This window comes from Paenibacillus alginolyticus DSM 5050 = NBRC 15375, assembly GCF_000422905.1.
Taxonomy (GTDB): Bacteria; Bacillota; Bacilli; order Paenibacillales; family NBRC-103111; genus Paenibacillus_E; species Paenibacillus_E alginolyticus.
In genome coordinates, this window is sequence record NZ_AUGY01000086.1 from 26,246 (window position 1) to 35,381 (window position 9,136).

Annotated in this window: 9 protein-coding genes and 1 pseudogene; 5 read left to right on the forward strand and 5 right to left on the reverse strand. The window is 47.1% G+C overall.

Going from position 1 to position 9,136, the window contains the following annotated elements:
• The first annotated feature begins 127 nt into the window (after positions 1–127).
• Positions 128–586 (forward strand): Fur family transcriptional regulator, encoded by a 459-nt coding sequence (locus G519_RS0129745; protein ID WP_036634240.1) that lies wholly within the window; start codon positions 128–130, stop codon positions 584–586.
• 88 nt (positions 587–674) lie between these two features.
• On the opposite strand, the gene G519_RS45210 is transcribed toward G519_RS0129745, so the two are convergent.
• The gene (locus G519_RS45210) at positions 675–1,691 is read right to left on the reverse strand and encodes a CobW family GTP-binding protein (RefSeq protein ID WP_036634237.1); all 1,017 of its coding nucleotides are present in this window, start codon (positions 1,689–1,691) and stop codon (positions 675–677) included.
• 388 nt (positions 1,692–2,079) lie between these two features.
• Between G519_RS45210 and abc-f the strand changes: the two genes are divergently transcribed.
• Complete coding sequence (gene abc-f / locus G519_RS0129760; protein ID WP_029197771.1) at positions 2,080–3,927, forward strand: ribosomal protection-like ABC-F family protein; 1,848 nt, start codon at positions 2,080–2,082, stop codon at positions 3,925–3,927.
• A 50-nt stretch (positions 3,928–3,977) separates the two neighbouring features.
• Here the strand turns inward: abc-f and G519_RS45215 are convergent, their stop codons facing one another.
• A complete protein-coding gene (locus G519_RS45215; RefSeq protein ID WP_127528148.1) occupies positions 3,978–5,012 on the reverse strand; it encodes a polysaccharide deacetylase family protein in 1,035 nt (344 codons plus the stop codon).
• Positions 5,013–5,174: 162 nt separating this feature from the next.
• Here G519_RS45215 and G519_RS0129770 point away from each other — a divergent pair, with 162 nt between their 5' ends.
• A complete protein-coding gene (locus tag G519_RS0129770; RefSeq protein ID WP_029197772.1) occupies positions 5,175–6,209 on the forward strand; it encodes a WD40/YVTN/BNR-like repeat-containing protein in 1,035 nt (344 codons plus the stop codon).
• A gap of 4 nt (positions 6,210–6,213) precedes the next feature.
• On the opposite strand, the gene G519_RS0129775 is transcribed toward G519_RS0129770, so the two are convergent.
• Positions 6,214–6,708 carry a GNAT family N-acetyltransferase gene (locus tag G519_RS0129775; protein ID WP_029197773.1) on the reverse strand — a complete coding sequence of 165 codons (495 nt, stop codon included), beginning with the start codon at positions 6,706–6,708 and terminating at the stop codon, positions 6,214–6,216.
• A 185-nt stretch (positions 6,709–6,893) separates the two neighbouring features.
• Between G519_RS0129775 and G519_RS0129780 the strand changes: the two genes are divergently transcribed.
• Positions 6,894–7,178 (forward strand): hypothetical protein, encoded by a 285-nt coding sequence (locus G519_RS0129780; RefSeq protein WP_029197774.1) that lies wholly within the window; start codon positions 6,894–6,896, stop codon positions 7,176–7,178.
• An 87-nt stretch (positions 7,179–7,265) separates the two neighbouring features.
• On the opposite strand, the gene G519_RS50625 is transcribed toward G519_RS0129780, so the two are convergent.
• Entirely contained in the window at positions 7,266–7,436 is a 171-nt protein-coding gene (locus tag G519_RS50625; protein WP_154669629.1) for a hypothetical protein, read from the reverse strand.
• 155 nt (positions 7,437–7,591) lie between these two features.
• Here G519_RS50625 and G519_RS49410 point away from each other — a divergent pair, with 155 nt between their 5' ends.
• Positions 7,592–7,723 carry a hypothetical protein gene (locus G519_RS49410; RefSeq protein ID WP_084160405.1) on the forward strand — a complete coding sequence of 44 codons (132 nt, stop codon included), beginning with the start codon at positions 7,592–7,594 and terminating at the stop codon, positions 7,721–7,723.
• A 409-nt stretch (positions 7,724–8,132) separates the two neighbouring features.
• Here G519_RS49410 and G519_RS45220 read toward each other — a convergent pair.
• Positions 8,133–8,771 (reverse strand): annotated as a pseudogene (locus G519_RS45220) (site-specific integrase); the annotation flags it as partial.
• Between the last annotated feature and the right edge of the window lie 365 nt (positions 8,772–9,136).

The window sequence follows — 9,136 nt, forward strand, 5'->3', positions numbered from 1 at the left end:
CTATTGTAACCTATGATGAATGAAAGGGGAATAGGACAACTTTGTTAAGGACGAGATGTTCATCTACTTGACGCAAGAGGTCCATTTGCTGCACTATGTTAATAGAACAATTTATGACAGAGGGGAAATGCAAGTGGGCACTCATACGCATACGATTGACGAGATGCTAAGGGCTATGGCTCAGCAAGGATGGAGAATTACAGAGCAGCGCAGGAGTTTAGCAACGTTATTCGCTGAATCCGGAAGTTATTTGTCGCCAAAAGACGTTTATGAATACATGAAAGTTAAATATCCTGGTGTGAGTTTTGATACCGTCTACCGTAATCTTCGATTGTTGAGTGAGATGGGTGTTCTGGAGCAGTTTCACTTGGCGGATGGCTTGAAATTCAAGGCGAGTTGTTTGTCCCATCATCACCACCACATGATCTGTATCAGTTGTGAAAAGACGGTAACCTTCGAGTTCTGTCCGATGAAGCTGGTCAAGGATTTGCCGGAGAGTTTTGAAATTCAAAGCCATCGTTTTGAGATATTTGGATATTGCTCAGATTGTAAGTCGGGCATATCTCCTTCTTCGGAGCTGCATTAAAAAGCCGCGGAACAGTAAAAGTGGAAAAGTAAAAGCAGTCTGCTAGAGATGATCTCAGCGGAACTGCTTTTTTTGGTATGCATTGCTTTTATAGTTGGGATTCCGTTAATCGTTTTTGCCAGTCATCTTCGAGAGTTTTCGCATCCAGATCCATACCAATGAGGACGAGATAAGGCTTTCCTTGGAAAGTGGTCTGCTGCCAGTTCGTGCGTTTGCCGGCAAATTGCATAACAAAGGATTCGTGCTTAGCGCCAATAATGAAATAACCTTTCGCGCGAAGTAGTAGGGAGCCCCATTTTGCAAAATAACGTTCCACAAAGCGCTGTGATACGGCAAGGTTATCATCCATGGGTATTGTAATGGTCTGAATCCGTGAGAAAGATGGGCTATGTTTGGACGTCTCGTTTGGCAGTTGTGCAGGTTTAATAGCTTGAAATTGAAACTTTTTGTTGAAATTCGGCGCGACGGTGGATTGTGATCCTTGTGGACGGAGAGTGCCGAAAATAAGCTCTAAATCAAATTGACTATGTGCGGTTGGCAGTATGGAGGAACGTTCATTGAATTTGCGAATTGTTTTTTCGATGGACTTCTGTTGTTTATCAGTGATTAAGTCGATTTTGTTCAGTATAAGAAGGTCCGCAACTTCCATCTGTCTGCGAAGGGTATGGACAAGCTCTCGGTCCGAAGCAAAAATACTGTTATATTCAAGCACGTTTTCGGCATCGAGAATGGTGATGACTTTATGTAGTTTCACATAAGGAAGTAGTACAGGCTCGGTCAATGCATCGACGATTTCCTCTGGGTTGGCAACACCGGTTAATTCAATGAGAATGACGTCAGGCTTGCGCACTAGCAGTTGTTTAATGGAATCGCTAATATCACTTTTCTTACTGCAGCAGATGCAGCCATCGAGCAGTTTGGCCATGTTAACATCAGGTGAGGCTTCTTGGAGGAGATGGCCGTCTACATCTTGTTTCCCAAGCTCATTCATAAGAACGGCCGGGTCCAGGTTAAAGGAGGCAGCTTCTTGAAGCATGCGGATGAGCAGTGTTGTTTTGCCGCTGCCTAGAAATCCACTTAGTACGATAACGGGAACTTTGCTCAAAACAAGGACTCCTTCGTCATGGGATTAAAAAGTAATTATTACGAATTGAATTGTAGTATAAAAAAGGGCAGGCTGCAAGATAGTTTATAATAATTTTCTCCCTTGAGTGCTTAGGAGGCTATGTTATAATGGATCCATCTTGAAGAATTCGGAGGTACCCTTTGACGATGAAGTATGTAGCCTAACTTGTTCTGCTAAAACGAAAATGTTCGTTGATAAGCAGACTCTACGATTGTACAGGTAGAGCGAGTGGGATACGTATGTCTAAAGGGGCTGACTCCTTCAGGGGTTGCTGTTTTTTGCATACCAAAATCATGACTTGTTCTTCCTGGCCGTAGGCGATTGCTTGCGGTTTTTTGTATTTGAATTTAAAGGAGGAAATGAGTCTATGACTTTACTCATAAAAGCAATGAACGTAATGAAGGAATTTGCGGGGAAACCACTTTTTGAACAAGTGGAGTTGGAAGTGAATACAGGGGAGCGGATCGCGATCTATGGCCGCAATGGCATAGGAAAGACGACGCTGCTTCGCTTGTTGGCCGGCACGCTGGAGCTGGATAAAGGCAGCGTAGAACGCAGGCTGCCGCTCGATCAGTGGGGATGGATGGGGCAGCAGACGGAGGCTGATGAGGCGGTGTCTACACACGCCTATGTCGAGGAAGGCTGCCCAGAGCACTACGCTGCGAAGCGCCGCTTGAAGGAGCTGGAGGCGCAGATGCAGGATGCGGCTGCTCCTTGCATGGAGAGCATGCTAGCCGACTATCAGGAGGCAGTAGAGCGATACATGGGGCTGGACGGCTACCACTGGGAAACCCAAGTGGAACGCAAGCTTCTGCAGCTCGGCCTTGGCCGCGAGCTGTGGGATCAGCCGCTCGGCCAGCTGAGCGGCGGGCAGAAGACGCGCGCCCAGCTGGCGCGTCTGATGGTGCGCGAGCCGCAACTGCTGCTGCTCGACGAGCCCACCAACCACCTCGACGCGGCGTCGCTGGAATGGCTCGAAGTGTGGCTTCGAGCCTATCCGGGCACCGTCGTGTTCGTCTCCCACGATCGCCATTTCATGGATCGTGTGGCGACCTGCCTGGTTGAGCTGACGCCGACAGGCAGCCGAAGATACCGGGGCGGGTATACGGAGTATACACGCCAAAAAGAACTCGAGCTGCGTACGCAGGAGCAGCTCTATCGCAAGCAGCAGCTTCTGCGAGAACAGCTGGAGGAGAGCATTCGCACGTATCGGCAGTGGTTCCATCAGGGCGAGAAAAGCGCCAAGATGGCTGAGGTGCCGATACAGCGCGGGTACTTTCAGGCGCGAGCCGGCACGCATGTTTCGCGGATGAACGCGAAGATGAAGGAGCTGGAGCGCCTAGAGGGGAACCGCGTGGAGAAGCCGCGGGAAGCGGCGCACCTGAAGGTGAAGCTGAGCGCGAGCGACTTCGCTTCACGCTCGCTTGTAAGTCTGGAGCGGGCGGGGTTCCGCTACGGCGAGCGCGAGTTGTTCGCTGAGCTGAGCCTCAGCGTGGATCGCGGCGACCGTTTGGCCGTGCTCGGCCCCAACGGCTCAGGCAAAACGACGCTTCTAAAGCTGCTCGTCGGTGAACTGCAGCCCGCTGCCGGCAAGGTGCGGCAGCACCCGCAGACGTCGATCGGCTACTTCTCGCAGGAGCTCGAACATCTCGACGACGGTGAGACGCTGCTGGATAGTCTGCTGGCGCTGCCTGCCATGACGCAGACCCAAGCCCGCACGATTCTGGGATGCTTCCTCTTCTCTGGCGAAGAGGTGCGCAAGCGCATCGGTGATTTAAGCATGGGCGAGCGCTGCAGGCTCGCCTTCCTCAAGCTTTACTTCAACGGCGCGAACTTGCTGGTACTGGATGAGCCGACGAATTATTTGGATATTGATTCGCGGGAAAGGATTGAACAGGCGCTGCTCCATTATCCCGGCGCCATGGTCATCGTCTCGCATGACCGCTTCTTCATTCGTAAGCTGGCGACGAAGCTATTGTGGCTGAGCGCGGAGCGCAGCCCAATCGCTTTCTCTGGCACTTACGATGAGTATGCGGAGGCGAGTTTGGCGAGTGAGAGCTCGCCGGAGCAGCTGGCGCGAGCCAACGAACGACGCCAGCTGGAGTTAACGCTGGCGCAGCTCATGAGCGAGGGGGCGTGGAGCCCCGAGGACGCCCCTGCGCAGCTTCAGATCATCCGAGACATCAAGACGAGGCTCTCGGAGCTGCAAGAATAAGCGGACAAAAAGAATAAGCCGGGTGCGCACCCTTAAGATGCGCTTCCGGCTTATTTGCCTTTTGCAACATGAAGCAGCTCAGGTACGGTTACGAACGTGTAACCAGCTGCTTTGAGCTTACTAATCAACGGTCCGATGGCTTGTACCGTCCCAGATAAATCTTGGCTATCAGCCCCTCCAGAATGCTGGAGGATGATAGAACCAGGCTTTGTTTGCTGCATGATATTGTTCAGCACCTGATCGGAGTTCAGCGATTTCCAGTCTAGAGAATCGACATTCCAATTCACGATCAAATAATGGTGGTCAGCGATCCATCTGACCTGCTCTTCGTTTATCGCGCCGTACGGCGGGCGGATTAGCTTAGGTGCGTAGCCGATTAAGCCTTGCAGCACGCTCTCCGTGCTCATAATCTGACTTTGAAATTTGTCCACCGTCAGCTTCGGCAGGTTCGCATGACTGTAGGAATGATTCCCGATGACATGGCCTTCATTGACAATGCGCCTAATCATATCGGGGTGGGCGTTAGCAAGAGAGCCAAGTACGAAAAAGGTGGCTTTCACTTGACTCGCCTTAAGCGCATCAAGCACTTTAGGCGTAAATCGGGTGTCAGGCCCGTCATCGAAGGTTAGCGCTACTTTCTTTTCCTGAGCAGAGCCGCGTACCTTGAAAGTATCTGGATATTTAACAACCAGTTGAGAGAGAGTAAGCTTTTTCTGAGAAATTCTGGCTTGGCCTTGATTTTTTTGAACAGGAACGGAAGGTTTCTTTGAAGATTCTGGATGTGCTGCTGCTTTTTTTGGGCTAGGCTTGGGTGAAGGTTTAGGCGTTAAAGCAGTTGATGCTGCTTCAGGTTGAGCTGAAGTCGCGGGTGTTCCAGCAGCGAATGGACTATCCACGCTCCTCGGACTTGCAAGAGGCTCAGTATCCATTTTGTCGTTGCGGGCACTAGAATCGGCTGTTAAATCTTGTTCCTCTACATGAGAATTTTGCGTAGAGCGTTGATCGTAAATAGGCTTATTTTTTGACACACCGCAACCTGTCGTTAACAAGCCTGCGATGGCGATGGACCAAAGCCATTTGGTCATGGCAATCCCCTCCGAGCATTATGAATATGCTCTAGCTTTTGTTAATAAGGGACATCCTATCCATGTGGCCGCGGCAATTGGACATGAACTATTTTGGATCATGGACCGTCATTACATATACCCAAAGACGTATTTGCAGCAAGAAAGGAGAGGAATGAGTTCATGACAGCCTTGATGAGCAACAAAAAATTAGTTGTACTGCTGGTTTTTCTGCTGTGCGCAGGTTGTTTTCATGAAGAAGCCTCAATTCCGTCTCCCCATCTAAGCACTTCTCCAACTAAAAAACGTGACAATGATTTTTTGGTCGTTGCAAGTGAAAAAATTGGTATTCAAGATCAAGTTCAACCTAGACACTTAACACCAACCAAAGCGATCTCATTCGTAGATGAGCTTCATGGCTATGGTATTACTTCGACCACCAGTGATCTACAATTTTTGAAATCCAGCGACGGTGGGATCACCTGGCGGACTCTGAGTAGATTGCCCCACACAATCATGCCAAACGCGATTGCTTTTTTTGATTCTCAAACAGGTTGGCTGCTTACCAGTGAATCTTCCGATGAAAAATCAAATCTTCGATTAACCTTAGACGGTGGTCAAACGTGGGAAGTCATCGCGCAGGGCTTACCTGGACTGAAGACTAGGGGAGAAGAACCGTTTTTTCGTTTTTTTGACCGACATCAAGGGTTGATTGCGTTCCAGAGCGGTAAAGACATGATGCTCCTTCGCACACAAGATGGGGGATTGACTTGGTCCATATCAAGCCGCATCGCAATGCCGGTGGAAGAAAAGGGTGTGTTTACGTTCCGCTCAGCCATTGAGGGTTGGTTTATTGGGCCTAGTAAGAAGGATAAAGAAGCATCGATACTGTATCACATGACAGACGGGGAGACATGGCAAGAAACAGGTAGGCTGCCTAGTTTCCTTGAGCCTCAGGCCATTTCTTTTACTGATTCACAAAATGGGTACATTCTCTTGCGTGCGAATCAACAAGGTAGTGAGAATACATGGCAATTCCTTCGGACATCTGATGGAGGCAAAACGTGGAGCCAACACGAATTTCCTAGCACATTTCAGCCGCTAGCTGCGAGTTTATACCTAAGTTTTCCTACAACGGCTAGTGGTTGGCTTTTGGATGCTAGGAATTTGTGGCGAACGACAGACGGGGGTTTGAACTGGCGTTTACTAACGCCTTAAACGCTTATATGATTTTCTGATAGGTAACGATATCGAGAAATTTGCCCCATTTAAAGCCAACTTCACGGAAATGTGCGCACTGAGTATAGCCATTTTTCGTAAACATATGAATACTTGGTTGATTATCCGCGCAAATTGTGGAGATCAGAACGTGAAAGTCGTGCCCTTTGGCGACCGCTTCAATGAACTGAATGGCTGCCGAGCCCAATCCTTTGCCCGTGCATGCCGGATGCAAATAGATCGTCACTTCCCCGGTGGTATCATAGGCTTGTTTTTTCTTGTGCGGCATGACTTGTACATATCCTTGAAGGCTCCCATCCAGTGCGATCACATAAGTTTGGTAACGCGGGTTTGGATGAATAACACTCTCAGTAAATTCTGATATCTCTACGGGCTCCGTGTGAAAAGAAACCGTTGTATGCATGACAAAATGATTATAAATATCCATCAAAAGGGGAATATCAGACTCTTCTAATTCTTTGAATGATATGGTAGACATGGTGTAAGCTCCTCGCTGTGAGATTTAGAGAACACATTCAAATAGGTTCCACGGAAGAAGCTGAAATCCTTTTTAAAAAGGACAATTCTAAAATAGACATATAGCCATATACCATGTATCTTAGATATAATGTCTTACTATTAAAAGAAGATAAAGTTGAACCATCGGAAATAGGGGGAGTCACATTGTCGGGCAATTCAGGCTACATTCTCGTGATCGTCATTGGCGTAATCGTGCTCGCTGGTCTTACATTCATGAATCTTCGCAAGATAAGCAGATCTACCGCTGATCTGGCCCAGCTCAAAAGAAGAACACTTCTCTGGAGCGAAATATCACTTGCGCTTTTCGTTTTGCAATTTTTCTTCCGTGATCGTGAAGGAGGGTTCCTGCTGTTCTTTGGAATTCTCACCCTATTTACAGGAGCTCATTATCTCGGTGTATTGTATTATTCACGAAAAAAAAGCAACTAAAGGCGAAGAAGCTCTCCTCAGTAGTTCTACTACTTATGGAAAGCTTCTATTTATATTCCTGGACTTTCTACGATTAAATATAACCTGTTATTCGTTCCAACTCGATGGCTGCGTTTTTGTCGGCTTCATCCATTTTTGATACCATTTCTTCTTTTTCTTCTGCTCCATTAACGTTCTTAATTGCAGCATGACCAGCTTGGCCCTGTCTTCATCTGCATATTTGTTGCGCAAACGCTCAAAAATTGTGTGATCTTGCATAGGATACCTTCTTTTCTGACTGTAAGATGAATGCGAAATAAAGAGAATGTATGTTCTTGTTTCTATCATATCACATGAAGTATATAAGAGGGAATACAAGGCTTTAAATTCGTTTTCCTCATGAGAGGCAGGATGATGGATATCACCCGAAGGTTATGACGAAAGCAGAGAGCCACGAGAAGCGGAAAATCGCCTACCATGAGACCGGCCATGCGGTAGCCCAGTACCTGCTGAAGCAGCATGACCGGGTCTGGATAGTGACGATTATCCGCCGGGCGGCGCGCTAGGTCTTGCAGGAACAGCTGCCGGAGTTGGACGCCGATAATAAGAAGGATTCCGAATAAGATGTTTCTTCTCTATATAGTACAGCTGAATAATACTATCTAATTAAGAAGCGTTTGCAATGAACATGTTATGCTTTAATTTTTCTATATGAATTATCATGCCTGTTAAACTCAAATAACCCTTATAAATTAAGGGTTTCTTTTACCGTATTATATGAAAATAATAACGGCGACCGCTTGCGCGATCGCCTCATGGGAGAGGAAACAACCCGATTTTAGCCTATTCTGTACTAGTCGATTTTATAGCTATTTATAGCTAATTATTTATAGACTATTACTACTTATAGCGTTCTATTTTTGTGTACCTTTTCCTATTTGGTCCCCGTATGGTCCCCGTTAGTCCCCCAGCACATTAGGCTTTCTGCTGTTCCCGTTTCGAATCGAAAAGGAAGTTAAATGTATCCGCCGCGGCTTGGTCTGCTGACTGCATAGCATGTCCGTAAATGTTCATTGTAGTTTTAATATTCGAATGTCCTAACCGACTGGAAATAGTTTTAGCGTGAACCCCCTTGTTTATTAATATAGTCGCAGAAGTATGACGTAGATCATGAAATCGGATGAATTTAATGTGTTGATTCTTTTTTACAAAGTCGCGCCACATATCGCTTAGCGTCTTCGGGTAATAAGGCAAGCCGTACCGATTGGAGAATAAGAAGAAACGTTCCCCGCCTTGCCATTTATCGCCGACCTGGAATCTATCCTTTCTCATTTGCAAATTATACTTTTCCAATTCGTCTAGAACGAATATCGGGACTGAAACCTTTCTTATGGAGTTTTTTGTCTTCGGCTCTTTAATAACGGGCTGTTGGTCCTTAAACATTGGGATTGATTGCTTTACTTCGATGAAACTCTTTTCAATATCCTTTTCAATGTGGATGTGTTTCCATTCCAGACCCAGCAATTCGCCGCGGCGTAATCCCGCTGTTATAGCCAGCGTAATCAGAATGCGAAACATCGGCTTTTCATGCTGTAGGGCTTCGAATACCTGAGCTACTTCTTCTTCACTGTGTTTATGATCAAATGAAAAGGGATGGTTTTATCATTAGAAAATCCCTGGTGTGATCATCAGGAATTCCCTGGTATGATCATCGAAAAATCCCTGGTCTGAGCTGGAAATTCTTCTGTGGTATTTGAGAGATTTCAGCCCCTTTCGGTCATCCAATTGACGTACAATTCTTCTTGCAGAGATGCAAGGAGGAGAAAGGATGATGAAGAGCATGGAGCAGATCCACCGAGTCAAAGAGTTACAAATGCAGCAACAGGGGCCCTATCAGATCGCCAAGGAATTAAAGATGGATGTGAAAACCGTCCGCAAGTATATGGCCAAAGAAGACTTTTCTCCACAGGTGCCGGTTG

Coding starts and splice junctions, on each gene's coding strand:
- G519_RS50625 (WP_154669629.1), bottom strand. CDS start 7,436: ATGCAAGATCACACAATTTTTGAGCGTTTGCGCAACAAATATGCAGAT.
- G519_RS45215 (WP_127528148.1), bottom strand. CDS start 5,012: ATGACCAAATGGCTTTGGTCCATCGCCATCGCAGGCTTGTTAACGACA.
- abc-f (WP_029197771.1), top strand. CDS start 2,080: ATGACTTTACTCATAAAAGCAATGAACGTAATGAAGGAATTTGCGGGG.
- G519_RS0129775 (WP_029197773.1), bottom strand. CDS start 6,708: ATGTCTACCATATCATTCAAAGAATTAGAAGAGTCTGATATTCCCCTT.
- G519_RS49410 (WP_084160405.1), top strand. CDS start 7,592: ATGACGAAAGCAGAGAGCCACGAGAAGCGGAAAATCGCCTACCATGAG.
- G519_RS0129770 (WP_029197772.1), top strand. CDS start 5,175: ATGACAGCCTTGATGAGCAACAAAAAATTAGTTGTACTGCTGGTTTTT.
- G519_RS0129745 (WP_036634240.1), top strand. CDS start 128: ATGCAAGTGGGCACTCATACGCATACGATTGACGAGATGCTAAGGGCT.